The sequence below is a fragment of the Arthrobacter sp. AG367 genome (assembly GCF_007828995.1).
In the GTDB taxonomy this organism is placed as follows: Bacteria; Actinomycetota; Actinomycetes; order Actinomycetales; family Micrococcaceae; genus Arthrobacter.
Map to the genome: position 1 here is coordinate 76,320 of NZ_VIVE01000004.1, position 17,975 is coordinate 94,294.

General features: G+C 66.2%; 19 protein-coding genes and 1 tRNA gene. 8 read left to right on the forward strand and 12 right to left on the reverse strand.

What is annotated here, in order from left to right; all coding sequences use genetic code 11:
- Positions 1-107: 107 nt before the first annotated feature.
- Together FB478_RS12710 and FB478_RS12715 are read left to right on the forward strand one after the other, a co-directional pair.
- Positions 108-1,307: an acetyl-CoA C-acetyltransferase gene (locus FB478_RS12710; protein WP_026265738.1), complete on the forward strand. Its 1,200-nt coding sequence runs from the start codon at positions 108-110 to the stop codon at positions 1,305-1,307.
- On the forward strand, positions 1,307-1,804 hold the full coding sequence (locus FB478_RS12715; RefSeq protein ID WP_144600751.1) for an aminoacyl-tRNA deacylase: 498 nt from the start codon (positions 1,307-1,309) through the stop codon (positions 1,802-1,804). Before FB478_RS12710 ends, FB478_RS12715 begins: the two co-directional genes overlap by 1 nt.
- A 72-nt stretch (positions 1,805-1,876) precedes the next feature.
- Here the strand turns inward: FB478_RS12715 and rplL are convergent, their stop codons facing one another.
- From rplL to FB478_RS12760, 9 genes are all read right to left on the reverse strand, one after another.
- Positions 1,877-2,254 carry a 50S ribosomal protein L7/L12 gene (gene rplL / locus FB478_RS12720; RefSeq protein ID WP_018769123.1) on the reverse strand — a complete coding sequence of 126 codons (378 nt, stop codon included), beginning with the start codon at positions 2,252-2,254 and terminating at the stop codon, positions 1,877-1,879.
- Between the two features lie 78 nt (positions 2,255-2,332).
- Positions 2,333-2,914 (reverse strand): 50S ribosomal protein L10, encoded by a 582-nt coding sequence (gene rplJ, locus FB478_RS12725; RefSeq protein WP_018769122.1) that lies wholly within the window; start codon positions 2,912-2,914, stop codon positions 2,333-2,335.
- 297 nt (positions 2,915-3,211) lie between these two features.
- Complete coding sequence (locus FB478_RS12730; protein ID WP_144600753.1) at positions 3,212-4,330, reverse strand: GNAT family N-acetyltransferase; 1,119 nt, start codon at positions 4,328-4,330, stop codon at positions 3,212-3,214.
- Between the two features lie 7 nt (positions 4,331-4,337).
- On the reverse strand, positions 4,338-5,435 hold the full coding sequence (locus tag FB478_RS12735) for a GNAT family N-acetyltransferase (RefSeq protein ID WP_144600755.1): 1,098 nt from the start codon (positions 5,433-5,435) through the stop codon (positions 4,338-4,340).
- A 131-nt stretch (positions 5,436-5,566) separates the two neighbouring features.
- The gene (gene rplA / locus FB478_RS12740) at positions 5,567-6,274 is read right to left on the reverse strand and encodes a 50S ribosomal protein L1 (protein WP_018769119.1); all 708 of its coding nucleotides are present in this window, start codon (positions 6,272-6,274) and stop codon (positions 5,567-5,569) included.
- Positions 6,275-6,451: 177 nt separating this feature from the next.
- Positions 6,452-6,883 carry a 50S ribosomal protein L11 gene (gene rplK / locus FB478_RS12745; RefSeq protein ID WP_003803853.1) on the reverse strand — a complete coding sequence of 144 codons (432 nt, stop codon included), beginning with the start codon at positions 6,881-6,883 and terminating at the stop codon, positions 6,452-6,454.
- Between the two features lie 128 nt (positions 6,884-7,011).
- Positions 7,012-7,830, reverse strand: coding sequence for a transcription termination/antitermination protein NusG (nusG, locus tag FB478_RS12750; RefSeq protein WP_018769118.1), 819 nt, complete (start codon positions 7,828-7,830; stop codon positions 7,012-7,014).
- A gap of 115 nt (positions 7,831-7,945) precedes the next feature.
- Positions 7,946-8,230 (reverse strand): preprotein translocase subunit SecE, encoded by a 285-nt coding sequence (secE, locus tag FB478_RS12755; protein WP_056388913.1) that lies wholly within the window; start codon positions 8,228-8,230, stop codon positions 7,946-7,948.
- Positions 8,231-8,312: 82 nt separating this feature from the next.
- A tRNA-Trp gene (locus FB478_RS12760) sits at positions 8,313-8,385 on the reverse strand.
- 276 nt (positions 8,386-8,661) lie between these two features.
- Between FB478_RS12760 and FB478_RS12765 the strand changes: the two genes are divergently transcribed.
- Positions 8,662-9,879, forward strand: a complete 1,218-nt coding sequence (locus tag FB478_RS12765; RefSeq protein WP_018769116.1) for a pyridoxal phosphate-dependent aminotransferase — start codon at positions 8,662-8,664, stop codon at positions 9,877-9,879.
- A 187-nt stretch (positions 9,880-10,066) separates the two neighbouring features.
- Here the strand turns inward: FB478_RS12765 and FB478_RS12770 are convergent, their stop codons facing one another.
- Both FB478_RS12770 and FB478_RS12775 read right to left on the reverse strand, forming a co-directional pair.
- Positions 10,067-10,756, reverse strand: coding sequence for a response regulator transcription factor (locus FB478_RS12770; protein WP_186447796.1), 690 nt, complete (start codon positions 10,754-10,756; stop codon positions 10,067-10,069).
- Positions 10,753-12,120: an ATP-binding protein gene (locus FB478_RS12775; RefSeq protein WP_144600757.1), complete on the reverse strand. Its 1,368-nt coding sequence runs from the start codon at positions 12,118-12,120 to the stop codon at positions 10,753-10,755. Before FB478_RS12775 ends, FB478_RS12770 begins: the two co-directional genes overlap by 4 nt.
- A 125-nt stretch (positions 12,121-12,245) precedes the next feature.
- On the opposite strand from FB478_RS12775, the gene FB478_RS12780 reads away from it, so the two are divergent.
- The 5 genes from FB478_RS12780 to FB478_RS12800 all read left to right on the forward strand — a co-directional run bounded on the left by FB478_RS12780 (position 12,246) and on the right by FB478_RS12800 (position 16,444).
- A complete protein-coding gene (locus FB478_RS12780) occupies positions 12,246-13,916 on the forward strand; it encodes a PspC domain-containing protein (protein ID WP_144600759.1) in 1,671 nt (556 codons plus the stop codon).
- Between the two features lies 1 nt (position 13,917).
- Positions 13,918-14,175, forward strand: a complete 258-nt coding sequence (locus tag FB478_RS12785; protein ID WP_018769112.1) for a hypothetical protein — start codon at positions 13,918-13,920, stop codon at positions 14,173-14,175.
- A 3-nt stretch (positions 14,176-14,178) separates the two neighbouring features.
- Positions 14,179-14,436, forward strand: coding sequence for a PspC domain-containing protein (locus FB478_RS12790; RefSeq protein WP_018769111.1), 258 nt, complete (start codon positions 14,179-14,181; stop codon positions 14,434-14,436).
- Between the two features lie 238 nt (positions 14,437-14,674).
- The gene (locus FB478_RS12795) at positions 14,675-15,700 is read left to right on the forward strand and encodes an ATP-dependent 6-phosphofructokinase (protein ID WP_018769110.1); all 1,026 of its coding nucleotides are present in this window, start codon (positions 14,675-14,677) and stop codon (positions 15,698-15,700) included.
- 27 nt (positions 15,701-15,727) lie between these two features.
- A complete protein-coding gene (locus tag FB478_RS12800; RefSeq protein WP_144600761.1) occupies positions 15,728-16,444 on the forward strand; it encodes a GNAT family N-acetyltransferase in 717 nt (238 codons plus the stop codon).
- Here FB478_RS12800 and FB478_RS12805 read toward each other — a convergent pair.
- Positions 16,406-17,929: a DHA2 family efflux MFS transporter permease subunit gene (locus FB478_RS12805; protein ID WP_018769108.1), complete on the reverse strand. Its 1,524-nt coding sequence runs from the start codon at positions 17,927-17,929 to the stop codon at positions 16,406-16,408. The two genes, FB478_RS12800 and FB478_RS12805, sit on opposite strands and share 39 nt — an antisense overlap.
- Positions 17,930-17,975 lie beyond the last annotated feature (46 nt).

The window sequence follows — 17,975 nt, forward strand, 5'->3', positions numbered from 1 at the left end:
AACTGATTCAGGAATGCACATAGGGGTTCCAGCGTTTGAATAGTTGGGTGACCAGGGTCACGATAGCCTTGGTGGCTTACACCGGAACTGGACTGAAAGTGAAAACCATGGGCAACTCTCCCGACAACAGTGACGTTGTCATCCTCGGGGCAGCACGGACTCCGCAGGGCCGGATCAACGGCCAGCTCTCGAGTCTCACCGCCGTGGACCTTGGCGCCCACGCCATCAAAGCCGCACTGGAATCCAGCGGCGTCGGCACCGGCGACGTGGAGGCCGTGATCATGGGCCAGGTGCTTCAGGCCGGTGCGGGGCAGAATCCAGCGCGGCAGAGCGCCGTCGGCGCCGGCATCGGCTGGAACGTCCCCGCGGTCACAGTCAATAAGGTGTGTCTTTCAGGCCTGACGGCGGTGATCGACGCCGCCCGGATGATCCGTGCCGGCGAGGCCGCGGTGGTGGTGGCCGGCGGCCAGGAGTCGATGAGCCGGGCGCCGCACCTGCTCCCGGGGTCCCGCCAAGGATGGACGTACGGCTCCATCCAGGCGCTGGACGCTGCCGCCCATGACGGCTTGACCGATGCCTTCGACGGCCAGTCCATGGGCCTGTCCACGGAAACACGGAACCTCACGCTGGGCATTGACCGCACGTCGCAGGACAACGTTGCCGCCCAGTCCCACCAGCGGGCGGCGCTGGCGGCAAAGAACGGAACGTTCGACGGCGAGATCGCACCCATCAGTGTGAAGCAGCGCAAGGGCGAGCCCCTGGTGGTGGATTCCGACGAGGGCGTCCGCCCCAACACCTCGGTGGAGTCGCTGGCAGGCCTGCGCGCAGCGTTCGTCACCGATGGCACCATCACCGCCGGTAACTCCTCTCCCCTGTCCGACGGCGCCGCCGCCCTGGTGCTCGCATCCCGAGGCTACGCGGAGGAGAACGGGCTGGAGTACCTGGCCGTGGTGGGAAAGCCGGGACAGGTGGCCGGCCCTGACAACTCGCTGCATTCCCAGCCGTCAAACGCCATCATGAACGCCTTGGGCAAGGCCGGGTGGAGCACTGCGGACCTTGACTTCATCGAGATCAACGAGGCCTTCGGGTCCGTGGCGGTACAGTCTCTGAAGGACCTGGACTACCCCCTGGAAAAGTGCAACATACACGGCGGTGCCATCGCGCTGGGACATCCGATCGGGGCCTCGGGCGCACGGCTGGCGGCCCATGCGGCCCATGAGCTGAAACGGCGCGGAACGGGCAAAGCCGCCGTGTCCCTCTGCGGTGGGGGCGGGCAGGGCGAGGCCCTCCTGCTGTACCGCGACTGATGGCGGGCGCATCCGGAAACGGAACGGACGGCGTCGGACGGGAACGCTTCCTGGCCGACGCCGCGGCCCGCGGCCTGCAGGTTGACGTGGTGCAGCGCCCGGCAGCAAAGAGCCTCGAAGAGGCAGCCGGCATCCTGGGCATCAGCCCGGCCGACATCGTCAAATCCCTGGTGGTCAAGCACAAGGACGGCACCTTTTTGTTCGCCCTGGTCCCGGGCGACCGGCAGATCTCCTGGCCCAAGCTCCGCGCCCTGGTAGGCGTCAATAAGCTGTCCCTCCCGCCCGCCGCTGCCGCGCTGGAGGCAACCGGCTATGAGCGGGGCACGATCACTCCGCTGGGGAGCACCACCGCCTGGCCGGTCTATGCCGATGCCACGATCACTGGGCGACGGATCTCCATGGGGGCCGGCGCCCATGGCTACAGTGCGTTCGTTGACGCCGATGCCCTGACCGCAGCCCTGGACGCGGTTGTGGCGGATATCAGCGACCCCGCGTAACGCGGGAGACCCGTTTAAAGCAGGAAACCCCGCCCACCGGAGTGGACGGGGTTTCCTGAGGAAAAGGCGTTGTTACTTGAGGGTAACGGTGGCGCCTGCAGCCTCGAGCTGCTCCTTGGCCTTCTCGGCAGCTTCCTTGTTGGCGCCTTCGAGGACAGCCTTGGGGGCACCGTCAACCAGGTCCTTGGCTTCCTTGAGGCCGAGGGAGGTGATGGCGCGAACTTCCTTGATGACTGCGATCTTCTTGTCGCCGGCAGCTTCGAGGATGACGTCGAAGTCGGTCTTCTCTTCAACCTCTTCAGCAGCTCCGCCACCGGCGGGGCCGGCAACTGCAACAGCAGCGGCGGTAACTTCGAAGGTCTCTTCGAAGAGCTTGACGAACTCGGAGAGCTCGATGATGGTCAGTTCCTTGAAAGCTTCAATGAGCTCTTCGTTGCTGAGCTTCGCCATGGTAGGCGTCCTTCCTGTTGTGGTGTCCGCAATGGCGCATGGCCTGAGGGGCACCGGAGTCTGGTGGGGGTAAGAGAATCAGTTCTCTTCGGCAGCGGGAGCTTCAGCGGCAGCTTCAGCTTCAGCGGCGGGGGCTTCTTCAGCGGCGGGCGCTTCGGCAGCTGCCGGTGCACCGTTCTCTTCTTCAAGCTTGAGGCGCAGTGCGTCGATGATGCGTGCAGCTGCGGCGGCCGGTGCCTTGAGGACACCTGCAACCTTGGCGAGCTGCAGCTCGCGGGACTCGAGGGCAGCAAGTGCGGCAACCTCGGTGGCGTCCAGCGCCTTGCCCTCGAAGTAACCGGTCTTGATGACCAGCTGCTTGTTGGCCTTGGCAAAATCCGTCAGGCTCTTGGCAGCGGCAACTGCGTCACCCTTGATGAACGCGATTGCAGTGGGGCCGGCAAGCTGGCCGTCGAATGCTTCGACGCCGGCTTCCTTGGCTGCAATGGCGGTCAGGGTGTTCTTGACGACCGCGAACTTGGTGTCCTGGCCGAGAGAAACACGCAGCTGCTTGAGCTGTGCAACGGTGAGCCCGCGGTATTCGGTCAGGACAGCGGCGTTCGATTCCTTGAAATCGTTAGTGATCTCAGCTACTGCTGAAACCTTGGTAGGCGTTGCCATAACCCTCCTTCCGGGGATAGTGCCGGTATTCGACGGTCCCCGCTCAAGAGAGCTAAAACTAAAAACGCCCCGCGCAGATGCACGGGGCTTGGCTCAACACGGCTATACCGCGGAGCTTTGCTTCGTTCACCTGCGCCGGCCGCCCTGCGTTGAGGGTCCTTCGTCCGGAAAACCACTGTGGTCCCCGGAGCACAACTGCAGAGTTGAGCCATGTTCAGGAGAGTGGATTTCCAACAACCGACGGTCTTTGGTACTCCCAGCATACGCGAGGCGTTGCCGGTCCGCCAAATCGGGGGCTCAGCTGGTACTGGCACGCAACGTGGGGAGCTCCTTTTGCCAGATCCCGGTGACGCCGGCCGTCTGGAATCCGAGCTGCCTGTTGACGGTCAGGAGGTACCGGTTCTCCGGCGCGTTCCAGGTGTAGATGATGCGGGCGTCCGGGAACTGCTCGCTGAGCCGCTCCATGTTGGCCACCTTGATGAGCAGGCCCAGCTTGTTGCCGCGGTGTTCCTGCAAAACCAGGGTGTCGTCCTGGAACACGACGTCGGCCCGGTGTGCCAGCACGGTGATGGTGGTGAGTCCCACCAGGGCTCCGGTGGCGACGTGCTCGACGGCGGTGACCACCGTCCTGCGGCCCTGTGCGATGGCGACGTCCTCCGCCTCCCGCAGGATGCCGCCGTCGAACACCATCTCCTGCTCGACGGGCGCGTCCAGCGAGGGATCCAAATCGGCCCCGGCCTGGTTTTCCAGGACGGCCACGGCCTCCAGCCAGCGTTCCGGGCAGCGGTCGGTCCAGTGGTGCAGCCTGTACCTGCCGTTGTTTGCTTCGTCGGCCTCAGCCTGGAGGTCCGCCACCAGCTTGCTGTCCAGCGGCAAGCGGCAGGAGCTGAACTGCTCGATGTGCTGCAGCGTGTATCCGGTCTTCTGCGCGAACTCCACTTCGCGGCTCTCCAGCGGCACGAACCCCTGGCCGGTACCGGGAACCAGCAGGGCCTGTTCAAACTCAGACAGGGACGCGCCGGGGTGGTTGGTGTCCACCAGGATCATGCTGCGCCCTTCCCCCCTTGCCAGTTGTTCGGCTGCCTCCAGCAGCCGCCGTCCCACGCCCTGCCGCTGGTACTCGGGGAGGATGTCCAAAGTGAGTTCGGCGAGGTCCAGGTGGTCAGTCAGCGGCAGTGCAATGTCCACCGTTCCCACAATGGTGCCATCCACCTTGGCCACGAGGATCAGCTGGCGCTCATACGGATCCGCGAACTCAAGCAGCTTCTCCAGTGGACCGTAAGCCAGATCGTCGCTGCCCCACGTGGCCATCCGCACCTTGCGGCCGACTTCGACGGCGGCAAGGAAGTCCGCTGCGTCGGGGGTGTCCAGTGAGTCGGGGATCCAAAGCTGCTCGATCTTTACGTCTATTGCCATTCGGGCATCATCCCAGCCGTTTCTGCCACTCACCTTCATAGCCAGCGGGCCTGAATCCAAGTGCGGTATTTATCGCCAGCATATGCTGGTTTTCGCTGGCATTCCATGTCAGGACCGAGCGCGCCCGGGGCCACTTTTCCTGTGCGCGGCGGAGGTTGGCCACCTTGACCAGCATGCCCAGCCGGTGGCCGCGGTGTTCCTCCGAAACCAGGGTGTCCTGCTGGAGCAGCGACCCCGGCACCAGCGGCCGCCAGGTCAGGACGGTATAGGCCACCAGCTCACCGGTGCGGCGGTGCAGGGCCGCCGCCACGGATGAGTGCACGCCGCTCCTGGCCAGCACCTGCTCATCGTCCCGCACGCGGGCGGCGTCCCAGTCCTCGCGTTCCCAGTCCATCCCGGCGGTGGGCGCATCGGTGCTCATTTGTGCCCGCAGGGCGGCGTACCGGGCGATCAACGGGTCCGGACAGTGCACGTCCCAGGCCGTCAGCCCATAATCGCCGGCGTGGCTGAGGGCATCAGCCTCCAGCCGCGCCAGCAGTTGTCCCGGAACGGGGAGGGCGAGCCGGCTGGAACGCTCCACCTGTTCCAGCCGGTACCCGGCGGACAGGGCGAAGGAGGTGGCCGGGTCAGCCAAAGGAAGTCCCCCGGCCCCCGACATGGCAGGTACCAGCGGACCCGCGTCATCCACCAGGCGGGCAGGGAGTTCAAAGTAGCCATCCAGCGACGTCCGGTTGTTGGCGCGGGCCACCTTCTCCGCGTGGTCAAGGAGCCGCCGCCCCAGCCCGCGCCGCCGGAAGGCCGGCGCCACCAGGACGTTGATCCCTGCCGTGGCGGTGTTCTCCCGCAGGGGCAGCGTCACCGAACACATGCCCACCGGTTCCTTGCCCAGCCGGGCGACAAAGAGGTGCCGCGCCTCGTAAGCGGTGCCGCGCCAGTGTTCCACCTCCTCCGCGTAGGTGTAGCCACGGTCAAGGTCGCCCCATGTCTGCAGTTCGTGCGCTTCCCGCATTGACCGGCAGTCGTTGAAGTCCTGAAAGTCGCTGCCGCCCTCGGTTGACGGAGGAACAACGACGGCGGAAATCACCAGGGCGTTCGGCTGCGTCATTCCCCAAGCGTAGCCAGCCGTGGACGGCTGTCGAGGGTGCGCAAGCGGCGTTAACGCCTGAAGGGACCGCCCGGCTGGTAGCCGGACGGTCCCTTCAGAAGTGCCGGAAGGCACGGGACGCTGCTGAGGATTTACGCCTCGGTGAGCACCTTGGTGACGTTGGGGTCAACGGAGATGCCCGGGCCGAACGTGGTGGCCACGGTGGCCTTCTGGATGTAGCGGCCCTTGGATGCGGACGGCTTGAGGCGAAGGACCTCTTCCAGTGCGGCTGCGTAGTTCTCGGCCAGCTTCACGGCGTCGAAGGAAACCTTGCCGATGATGAAGTGCAGGTTGGAGTGCTTGTCGACGCGGAAGTCGATCTTTCCACCCTTAATGTCGTTGACGGCCTTGGTGACGTCGGGGGTCACGGTGCCCGTCTTGGGGTTCGGCATCAGGTTACGCGGACCCAGGACCTTACCGAGGCGGCCAACCTTGCCCATGAGGTCAGGGGTGGCAACGGCGGCGTCGAAGTCGGTCCAGCCGGCGGCGATCTTTTCGATCAGGTCGTCGGAACCAACGAAGTCGGCGCCGGCTGCGATTGCGGCCTCAGCCTTGTCGCCCGTGGCGAAGACCAGGACGCGGGCCGTCTTACCGGTGCCGTGGGGCAGGTTGACGGTGCCGCGGACCATCTGGTCGGCCTTGCGGGGGTCAACGCCGAGGCGGAAGGCAACCTCAACCGTGGCGTCGAACTTGGACGGGTTGGTGTCCTTGGCCAGCGTTACTGCCTCGAACGGTGCGTAGTGCTTCTCCGCGTCGATCTTGGCGGCTGCTGCCTCATATGCTTTGCTGCGCTTTGCCATGCTGCTTATTTCTCCTTGTGCAGTTGTGGTCTGCGGACCGCGCTGGCCCTGCCACAGTCGGTGATCCGGTTCGTTATCCGGCCCGGATGACCAACATTTCAATGTGTTTGGTGCCGGTGTCCCGGCGGTGCCGCCCGTCGTCGTCAACTACCTGACGCTGGACAGCGGGAAGGGTGGTTAGCCCTCGACGGTGATGCCCATGGAGCGGGCGGTGCCGGCGATGATCTTCGCTGCGCCTTCGAGGCTGGTGGCGTTGAGGTCTTCCATTTTGGTGGAGGCGATCTCGTTGACCTGGGCCTGGGTCAGCTTGGCAACCTTGACGGTGTGCGGGGTTGCTGAACCCTTGGCGACGCCTGCAGCCTTCTTGATGAGTTCTGCAGCCGGCGGGGTCTTGGTAATGAACGTGAAGGAACGGTCTTCGTAGACCGTGATTTCCACGGGGATGACGTTTCCGCGCTGGGCTTCCGTCGCAGCGTTGTACGCCTTGCAGAATTCCATGATGTTGACACCGTGCTGGCCAAGCGCAGGACCGATCGGCGGGGCCGGGTTGGCGGCACCTGCCTGGATCTGCAGCTTGATGAGGCCGGTGACCTTCTTCTTGGGAGCCAATGTAGGGTCCTTCTCTCAATAACGTCCTGGGGCACAGGAGCGTGCCTCAGGTTTTTGGCCGCCATGGCAAGGCGGCCGGCCGTTCCGGTGCAGCTAAGCGGGCGGCGCCGGGACGAATTCTAGGATTCTCAGATCTTGGTGACCTGGTTGAACGCCAGGGTGACGGGCGTTTCGCGCTCGAAGATGGAGACCAGCACCACGAGGGTCTGGGACTCGGGCTTGATCTCGGAGATCGTGGCGGGAAGGGTCTCGAAGGGACCTTCCTTGACGATGACGGATTCACCGACCTCGAAGTCGACGGCCACGGGAGCCTGGTTCTGCTTGTTGACCGGCTTGCCCTTCTCGGCCTGTTCCTCTTCGAAGACAGGGGCGAGCATGGAGAAGACCTCGTCAAGGCGCAGCGGGACCGGGTTGTGGGCGTTGCCCACGAATCCGGTGACGCCGGGGGTGTGGCGGACGGCGCCCCAGGAGGCGTCGGTCAGGTCCATGCGGACCAGGACGTAGCCGGGGATGCGGACGCGGTTGATCACCTTGCGCTGGGCGTTCTTGATCTCCACGACTTCTTCCATGGGCACCTGGATTTCGAAGATGTAATCTTCCATGTCCAGGGTCTGGATGCGGGTTTCAAGGTTGGCCTTCACGCGGTTTTCGTAACCTGCGTACGAGTGGATGACGTACCAGTCACCTTCCTGGCGGCGCAGCTTGGCCTTGAACTCCTCAGCGGGATCCACGGCTGCAGCTGCTGCCGCGGCGGCGAGGGCGTCGGCGGACTCGTCTTCCCCGTCAGCGTCTGATGCATCGCCTTCGGCAGCAACTACCACGTCGGAGGCGGCGTCGTCGGATTCGGGCGTGGAGGACTCAACCTCGGACTCTTCACCGGCTTCTGCCGTGACGTCCGGGGATTCTTCCAGCCCCGTCTCGGTTACCTCGAGCTCCTGCTCAGACACTTGGTCTCCTGCTTCCTCATTGCCTAACATGCCTATTTAAATGGCTCAATCCCGCACACCGGCGCATCCCTTCCGGTTTCCCGGATGGAACACGCGGCCTGCGGACTGTGCAGCCTTAGCTGTCCTTGGGGCCGGTACCGCCGAAGATCCAGCTGACAGCGGTTCCGAAACCAATGTCCAGCAGGCTGACGATGACCATCATGATGGCCACGAACACCAGCACCACGAGCGTGTAGTTGATCAGTTCCTTGCGGGTGGGGGCAACAACCTTCTTCAGTTCGCCGATAATCTGGCGGACAAAGAGTGCAATGCGGGCGAAGAAGTTTGCCTTGGCTTCCTTCTTAGCTGGGCGGCCCTTGGAGCTGCTGGCAGCTGTTTCGGTCACCTGGTCCTCGCTCATCTTTGCAATGGTGGATTACCCGGCCCTGATCAGAACCATGGTTGCTGCGCCTGCCCCGGGCTTTCGCCCGGAGCAGCTTGCGCAGGGCAGACAGGACTCGAACCTGCAACCTGCGGTTTTGGAGACCGCTGCGCTACCAATTGCGCCACTACCCTATGGAGTGAATTCCACTCTTTGACGACCCAACACCAGCTTGAACTGGGGCGCACGTCATCATCCGTGTTTCAACACCGGTGAACCAGTCTACGCAAGAACTTCGCGTAGGTAAAACCAGCCCGGCCCGGTCCGTCCGAAGTCCGGCCTGAAAGGTGCTGCGCAGGGCAGTCATAAATCAAAACCGGCTCCCCGGAGGGTCCGGTGAACAGCATAGAGTAGAACTCGTCGAATCCCACATTCCAGCCACCCGGCTGCAAGCGAAGAACGGACCTGCCATGTCTGCCGCCCGCGTTTCCCAACGCATTTCCGCAATTGCCGAATCCGCAACCCTGGCCGTCGATGCCAAGGCCAAGGCGCTGAAGGCAGCTGGCCGGCCCGTTATTGGCTTCGGCGCGGGTGAACCCGACTTCCCCACCCCGGACTACATCGTGCAGGCGGCAATCGAGGCTGCGGGGCAGCCCAAGTTCCACCGCTACTCCCCCGCCGGCGGCCTGCCCGAGCTGAAGAAGGCCATCGCCGAGAAGACCCTCCGCGATTCCGGCTACCAGGTGGACCCCTCCCAGGTCCTGGTCACCAACGGCGGCAAGCAGGCCGTCTACAACACCTTCGCCACCCTGGTGGATCCGGGCGACGAAGTCATCGTTCCCACCCCGTTCTGGACCACATACCCGGAGGCCATCCGGCTCGCCGGCGGCGTCCCCGTGGAGGTTTTCGCCGGCCCCGAACAGGACTACCTGGTGACCGTCGAACAGCTCGAAGCAGCCGTGACGGACCGCACCAAGATCCTGCTGTTCGTCTCGCCGTCGAACCCCACCGGCGCCGTCTACTCCCCTGAGCAGGTGGCGGAAATCGGCAAGTGGGCCGCCGCCAAGGGCCTGTGGGTGGTCACGGACGAAATCTATGAGCACCTGACCTACGACGGCGTGCCGTTCACGTCGATCGCCACCGCGGCCCCCGAACTGGGCGACAAGGTGGTCATCCTCAACGGCGTTGCCAAGACGTACGCCATGACCGGGTGGCGCGTGGGCTGGATGATCGGCCCGGCCGACGTCATCAAGGCTGCCACCAACCTGCAGTCGCACGCCACCTCCAACGTGTCCAACATCATGCAGATCGCCGCCCTCGCCGCCGTGTCCGGTCCGCTGACCGCCGTGGACGAAATGAAGGTTGCGTTCGACCGCCGGCGCAAGGCGATCGTGGCAGGACTGAACGCGATCGACGGAGTGGAATGCCCGACGCCGAAGGGCGCCTTCTACGTGTACGCGGACGTCCGTGCCCTGCTGGGCAAGGAATTCCCGACCGCGTCCGGTACGGCCACGCCGCAGACCTCCGCGGAACTGGCCTCGCTCATCCTTGACGAGGTTGAGGTGGCAGTGGTTCCCGGCGAAGCCTTCGGCCCCTCGGGCTACCTGCGCCTGTCCTACGCCTTGGGCGACGACGACCTCGCTACGGGCGTCCAGCGCCTGCAGGACTTCCTGGGCAAGGCCCAGTAGTCGCTCCATCACCTTCCGCAGGAACAACCCAAACGCCCCATCACCTTCCGCAGGAACAACCCAAACGCCCCATCACCTGGTGATGGGGCGTTTGGGTTTAAGGCACAGGATCTGATGGGGCGTTTGGTTTTAAGGCCCGAAAGATGATGGGGCGTTTGGGTTTAAGGCGCAGGATCTGATGGGGCGTCTAGAGGAGGCGGCGCTCGGCTGCCCACTTGGTCAGTTCGTGGCGGCTTGAGAGCTGGAGCTTGCGCAGCACGGCTGACACGTGGGTCTCCACCGTCTTGATGCTGATGAAGAGCTCCTTGGCCACCTCCTTGTAGCTGTAGCCGCGGGCGATGAGGCGCATGACCTCAAGTTCCCGGGCGGAGAGCTTGTCCAGCTCGTCATCGGCAATATCCGCAGGAGCGGTGCCGAAGGCGTCCAGGACGAACCCGGCAAGGCGTGGGGAGAAGACCGCGTCGCCGCCGGCCACCCGGAACACGGCGTCGGTGATCTCGGCACCGGAGATGGTCTTGGTGACGTATCCGCGGGCACCAGCGCGGATGACGGCCACCACGTCCTCCGCAGCGTCGGAGACGCTCAATGCCAGGAACCGGGTGGTGGACAGGAGCGCGGCGGAGCCGGCGATGACTTCCCGGCCGCCGCCGCCCAGTCCTCCGGGCAGGTGGACATCGAGAAGAACGACGTCGGGCCGCTGCTGGGCGATCACGGCAATGGCCTGTTCAACGGTGGCGGCCTCCCCCACCACCTGGATGCCGGCGTCGAGGTCAGCTTTCAGCCCGGACCGGAAGATGGCGTGATCGTCCACGATGACCACACTCACGGAGTTTGCCGGCCGGGTGCTTCCGGTACTTGTCCCCTGGGTCGTGTTCATGATTTTCCTTCCGCGTGTTCTGCTGCAGCCGGCAGCCTCAGGCGGACCTCGGTACCATCCCCCGTGCTGAGGATGGCCGCCGAGCCGCCATGCCGTTTCATCCTGCCGATGATCGATTCCCTGATACCGAGGCGGTCCGCCGGGACGTCCCCCAGCTGGAAACCGGGTCCCCTGTCCTTGATGAAGATCTCAGCCTGCCCGTCCGATGCCTCAAGGTAGACCGAGACGGTTCCGCCGCCGTGCCGCGAGGCGTTGAGCATGGCCTCCCGGCTTGCCTGGACCAGGGCTTCGTGCGCCTCGGTCATGGCGGCGTCACCCACGGTGACCACCTCCACGGCGTTGCCAAGCAGGTCCTCCACCTCCGCCGCAACAGCCTTGATCCGGTCTGAAAGCTGTCCGCTTTCACGGCCGGGGTCCTGGAACAGCCAGCCGCGCAGCTCGCGTTCCTGGGCACGGGCCAGGCGGACCACGTCATGCTCGTTGCCGGCGCGCCGCTGGATCAGTGCCAGTGTCTGCAGCACGGAATCGTGGAGGTGGGCAGCGATCTCCGCCCGTTCCGTCTCCCGGATCCGGCCGGCGCGTTCCGATTCCAGGTCCCGCCAAAACTTCAGCGCCCACGGCAACAGGACCAGCACCACGCCGCCCAGGACGGCCACGGACGCCAACAGCGCCAGCCAGGTCTGTTCCCAGGAGCCCGAGCCGGACACCATCACCAGGACCCCGGCCACCACCAGCGCCAGTCCTGCAGCGAGCCTGCCCCACCCGCCGGCCTGGTCCGCTTTGGTCTTGTCCACCAGCCCTGCGCGGCGCGTCTCATCCAGCTGCATCCAGGCGATCGACGCGCCGCCCAGCACAGCTGCAGCCGGGATCAGCGTCCCCAGGGACACGTCCACGCCCAGCATCTGGGCAATCATGATGCCGGCCACCAGCAGGAGCCCGCAGCCCAGCAGGATTTCCTTGCCGTACCGCATCCCGCGCGCCCGGAACCAAGGGGGCTCTCCGGAGGCTCCCGCTCCGGCCGGAACGGGCCCATCGGCACCTGCTGGTGTTCCGCCGTCGGACGCCGTCTCCTGCGCCGGCTGGGCCTGCTGCTGCTGGCCCGGTCCCAGCTGGCTGACGGCGGGAGCAATGGGCGACGCCGGCCGGCGGGCGTTGCGGCGCGCGGCCTCATCCGCGGTGGGCACCATGATCCAGAGCCATGCGTAGAAGACCAGGCCGGCCCCGCCGGCGAAGGAGGCGAGGACCATGCCCAGCCGGACATTCTTGACCGGCCAGCCCAGGTGCGCGGCGAGGCCGGAGCAGACGCCGGCGATGACACGGTCGCTGCTCCGTGCCAGGGGCGGGCGCACCGGGAGGGTTGTCATGGATCAATCCAAACACGGATCAGGGTTGCCCGGACCGTATCCGGCCGCTTACCGGGGACAGCTCAGGGGCCGTTCAGGGTATCCCCCAGTAGAGCGGCGACGGGCCCGGACGGGAGGATCGAGGTATGAACTCGCAGACCCCCTCCCCTGACGACGAACACCCTGCCGGGGCCATCCCCGGATCCGACAGCGAGCGGCCCACGGAGCCGCTGCCGTCCTCCCCTGCAACGCCTCCGGAGCCTGAGGTTGGCCCGGGTGCCGGTCCCGCGGCCGGCCCGTCAGGTGGTCTTGGCGCCGGTCCGTCAGCTGATCCCGGTGCCGGACCGGGCCCTGATCCCGCTGATAACACCCAGGGCTATGCCTACCGCAGCAGCCCCACCGCCCCAACTCCTTCCACCGACTTCTTCGGCTGGATCCGCAGCAACGGCATTTACCGGGGCAACGACCGTTGGGTCGGCGGCGTCTGCAGCGGCATCGCCCACCGGCTGAACGTGGACCCGATCATCATCCGCGGCGCCTTCATTGTCCTCACCCTCCTGGCCGGCATTGGCGTGTTCTTCTATGGCCTGGCATGGGCGTTCCTGCCGGAACCGGACGGCCGGATCCACGTCCAGGAAGCCGGCGCCGGACGCTGGTCCAGTGGCATGACGGGCTCCCTGATTGCCACGGTCCTGGGTCTCACCGGCCTGGGCGGAGGCTTCTGGGGCTGGAGCCATAACGGCCTCAGCGGACTGCTCTGGACCGTCTTCTGGGTGGCCGGCGCAATCTATTTGGTCTACTACCTTTCCCAGCGCAACAAGTCCCACCCCACCATGGCCGGCCACACGCCGGCAGCCCCCGGCGCGGGCCACCCGGCCGGACGCCCGGGCGCGGACTACACCTCGTCGTTCTCCGCAGGCACGCCCTCCGGGCCGGCGCCCGGCTTCCCGGCGGCGCCGCGGTACAGCGGCGGCCCCACCAGCTCAGCATCCACCGGCATCTATGGCCCGGGCGGACACAGCACTCCTATCGGAACCGGTGTTCCCGTCGGAGGCACCTCCGCCGGCCCAAACGGCACCGGTTCAGGCAGCACAGGCCCAGGCGGGCCGGGCACAGGCGGGCCGGGCAGCGGCGTTCCCGGTGGAAGCAGCTACCCCGCACCGTGGGTGCCCCCGCAACCGCCAAAGCCCCGGCCGTCCGGCCCCGGCGCTCCCGCCGTCGCCATCGCCACGGGCTCGGCCCTGGTGGTGGGCGGTGGCCTCAAGGCGCTGGATGCCGCAAACATCATCGACCTGGGCGGCTCCGCCAACGCCATCGTGTGGGCCAGCGCGGCAGCAGTGCTAGGCCTGGGCATCCTGGTGGCGGGTTTCCGCGGCCGCACCTCCGGCGTCCTGAGCCTCTTTGCCGTAATCGCCCTGGTTACCGGCGGCATCTACAACACGCTGGACGACGGCCGGATGCGTTTCCAGCAAGTGGACTGGAACCCGGCAAGCATTGAGGAGGCACGCGGCGGCATCGACATCACCGCCGGGCGGGGCACCGTGGACCTCACGGGCCTGTCACCCACCGCCCCCCTGACGTCCGACGTCGTGGTTCCCCTGGACATCACCGCCAGCAACGTGACCGTGGTGATCCCGCAGAACCTGCCCGTCGACATCAAGGCGGACATGACCATGGGAAACCTTAACGAGGCCACCGGCCAGCGCGGCGGCACCACCACCCGCGAAAGCAGCTACAACGCGGACAAGCCCGGCAACCACCTGGTGGTGCGGATCGACGGCACGTTCAGCAACGTCACAATCCAGGAAGGCAACTGACATGGACAGCAGCAACATTCCGACGACGGCGGGCCAGGACCCCGCCGGACCGGCACCGGCGAGGGTGGGGACGGTGGTGTGGGGACTGATCGTCCTGGCGCTGGCCGCACTCATCATCGTGGCGCAGTTGGGCATCGTGACACTCAATGGCACCTACGTCCTGATCGGCCTCATGATCGGCGCAGGTGTGGCCCTGGTGGCCGGCGGCCTGCTCTCAGCCCGCAAACGTGACAACGCATCAACTACAGGGAAGTCTTGAACCATGGATAAGTTCTTCAGCATTGTCAGGGGCCTTGGCCTGCAGCGCGGCCCACAGCGGTGGCTCGGCGGAGTGCTGGGCGGCATCGCGGCCAAGCTCAACGTCGACGTCGCCTACGTCCGCATCGCATTCCTGCTGTTCTGCCTGCTCCCCGGACCTGCCGTGATCTTCTACCTCCTGGCCTGGGTGATCCTCCCGGACCAGCGCAACGAGATCCTGCTCCAGACGTTCCTGGACCGCCGGTCGCTCAACCGGCCCTGACCAGCCAAGTCGCCGGCGCCGGACACACTGGCGCCGGCACCATAAATCGGCCACGACCACGGCCCCTGCTTTCGCGGACACTCCCCGACAGCAGGGGCCTTTCCTGTCCCGGCACTGCCCGGCCCGGGCACCCCCATGTAACCGGTTTGTGTCGTACCCCACACACCCCATTACACTTCTAGGTGAGCTCAGCGTGGCGCTCTGCCTGTAAACCTTCTCTCCAGGATTTGAGCCGAACATGAAAATTGGAATCCTCACCAGCGGTGGCGACTGCCCCGGACTGAACGCCGTGATCCGAGGCGCAGTGCTTAAGGGCATCGCCGTCCACGGCCAGGAATTCGTCGGATTCCGCGATGGATGGCGGGGTGTGGTGGAGGGGGACATCATCGACATCCCCCGCACCATGGTCCGCGGCATCGCCAAGCAGGGCGGCACCATCCTTGGCACTTCCCGCACCAACCCGTTCGAAAACGGCGGCGGCCCGGAGGCCATCAAGGCCCACATGGACCGGCTGGGCATCGACGCCATCATCGCCATCGGTGGTGAGGGAACACTCGCCGCCGCCAAGCGCCTGACCGACGCCGGACTCAAGATCGTCGGCGTCCCCAAGACCGTTGACAACGACCTTGACGCCACCGATTACACCTTCGGGTTCGACACTGCCGTGCAGATCGCCACCGAAGCCATCGACCGGCTCCGCACCACCGGCGAATCCCACCACCGCTGCATGATCGCCGAAGTGATGGGCCGGCACGTGGGCTGGATCGCCCTGCACGCCGGCATGGCCGCAGGCGCGCACGCCATCCTGATCCCGGAGCAGAAGGTCAGCATCGAGCAGATCACCGAATGGGTCAAGGAAGCCCATCATCGTGGCCGCGCGCCCCTGGTGGTGGTGGCCGAAGGCTTCGTACCCGAACACATGGAAAGCCCGCACTCCGAGCGCGGCCTGGACACCTTCGGCCGTCCCCGGCTGGGCGGCATCGCGGACCAGCTCGCCCCCGAACTGGAGGCACGCACCGGCATTGAAACCCGCGCCACCATCCTGGGCCACATCCAGCGCGGCGGCGTCCCGTCGGCCTTCGACCGGGTCCTGGCCACCCGGCTTGGCATGGCTGCCATCGATTCCGTGGTGGAAGGCTACTGGGGCACCATGGTGGCGCTCAAGGGCACCGACATCCGGCACGTTGCCTTCGAAGAGGCCCTGGGCCAGCTGAAGACCGTCCCGCAAAACCGCTACGACGAAGCCGCGGTCCTGTTCGGCTAAGTCAGTGGGCCGCCCTAGGCTGGGACCATGACACTCGATCCCGGCTCAGCGGCCATCATCCAGCTGGCGTGGGCACGCCGGCTGGGCCTTGACGACGACGCGTTCGGGGACGCCCTGGTCTCCGGGGCACGGATCGTCCGGGCGGACGAATCGGCCCGGACCGTCGAGTTCGTCCGGTTGTTTGGCAGTTCCGCGCTGGTGGGCCCGCAGAGCGTCATCGAAGCCGCAACGGACATTCCGGACGAGGAGATGGCCCAGCACGTCACGCTGCTGAAACTGACCAGGGACCGGGGCGGCCATGGGCTCGGCGCTGCCGCCCTGTTCTTCGCCGACGACCTCCCGCTGCAGCAGCCCTCCGGGGAACTCACGGTCTCGCACGGGAACCCGGAAGCCATTGAACTGGAGGGCCGCTGCCCGCCGGACGACGTCAACGAAGTGGGGCTCTCCGACCTCGAAAACCGCTACACCATCGTGCGTGAGCAGGACGGCAGGCGCGTGCCCCTGGCCTGCGGTGCGTACGGCGAATGGGAGGGCCTGCTGGCTAACATGGGTGTACTGGTGGACCCGGAATGGCGGCGGCGCGGCCTGGGCTCGCTGGCCGCATCCATCGCGGCGCACGAGGCCCTCGCCGCCGGGCTGACGCTGCAGTGGCGTGCGGACGTCAGCAACACCGGCTGCCTGGCACTGGCCAGGCAGCTTGGCCTCTCAGCCGGCGGAATCCAGACCAGCGTCCACCTTCGCTGACGCCTGGTCCTGGCCCTGCGTCCCCCAGCCCTGGACCGGCTGCGGCTTGGCGAAGAACAGTGCCACCGCCGCCCCCACCAGGATCACTCCGGCGGGCAGCAGGATGGACTGGCCCATCGCGGTCGAGAATCCGGCGTGCAGGAACCCGGGCAGCGAGCCACCCATTGCCAGTCCTTCCCCGGCGGACCCGCCCGGCCCTCCCGAGGGAAGCTCGGCGGCCAGCCGCGACTGGATCAACACAGCGATGGCCGCACTGCCCAGCACCGCGCCGATCTGGCGGGTGGTGTTGTACACGCCCGAACCGGCACCCGCCTGGCGCGGCGGCAGGTTCCTGGTGGCAGTCGTGCTCAGCGGGGCCCAAATGCCGGCGTTGGCGAAGCCCAGGACGGCGCTGGGCAGCAGGAACATCAGGATGGGCGTATCCGGCTGCATCAGGACCGAGTTCCACAGCAGCGCCACCGCCATGAGCACCAGCCCGGTGGCCGTGATGAACTTCGGGTTCACGCGGTCCACCAGCTTGCCCACCACGGGTGCAAGCCCGCCGGAGATCAGTGCCATGGGCACCATCATGAGGGCGGACTGTGTGGGGGTTAGGCCCCGGACGAGCTGGTAGTAGAAGATCAGCGGCAGGCTGAAGGCGGTCACCGTGAAGCCGACGGTGGTGATCCCGATGTTGGCCAGCGAGAAGTTGCGGTCCCGGAACAGCGCCAGCGGCAGCAGCGGCTCGCCCTTGTTGAACCGCTGCCACAGGACGAAGACAGCCAGCACCACGATGCCGGCGATTATCAGGCCCCACACGCTGATGGGCCCGGTGATGGTGCCCCAGTTGTAGGTTTCGCCCTCCTGGATCCCGAACACCAGAAGGAACAGCCCGACGGCGCTCAGCAGGACGCCGGGAATATCGAAGCGGTGCGGATGGGTGCTCAGGGCCGGGACGTTGCGCAGCGCCAGGATGAAGCCCACGACGCCGATGGGCACGTTGATGAAGAAGATCCACTCCCAGCCCAGGCCGTCCACCAGGACGCCGCCAAGGATGGGCCCGACGAGCGTCGCCATGCCCGCTGTTGCGCCCCAGACCGCCATGGCTGAGCCGCGGCGGTCCGGCGGGAAGATCCGGGTGATCACGGCCATGGTCTGGGGCGTCATCATCGCGGCGCCAAGGCCCTGGAGGACACGGGCGGCGATCAGGATCCGGACGTCGCCTGAGAGGCCGCACCACAGCGAGGCGAGGGTGAAGACCACCAGGCCGGAGAGGTAGAGCTTCTTGGGCCCGAACCTGTCGCCCAGCCTGCCGGTGATGAGCAGCGGGACGGCGTAGGCCAGCAGGTAGGCGCTGGTCACCCAGATGACCGAGTTGATGTCGGCGTCCAGCCCCTCCATGATGCGGGGGTTGGCCACGGACACGATGGTGGTGTCGATCAGGATCATGAAGAACCCGATCACCAGGGACCACAGTGCCGGCCAGGGCTTTGCTACGTTTTCCACTCGGTCATCCTTCAGGAGTTTTTGTTGGTGCCGGGCGGAACCCGGG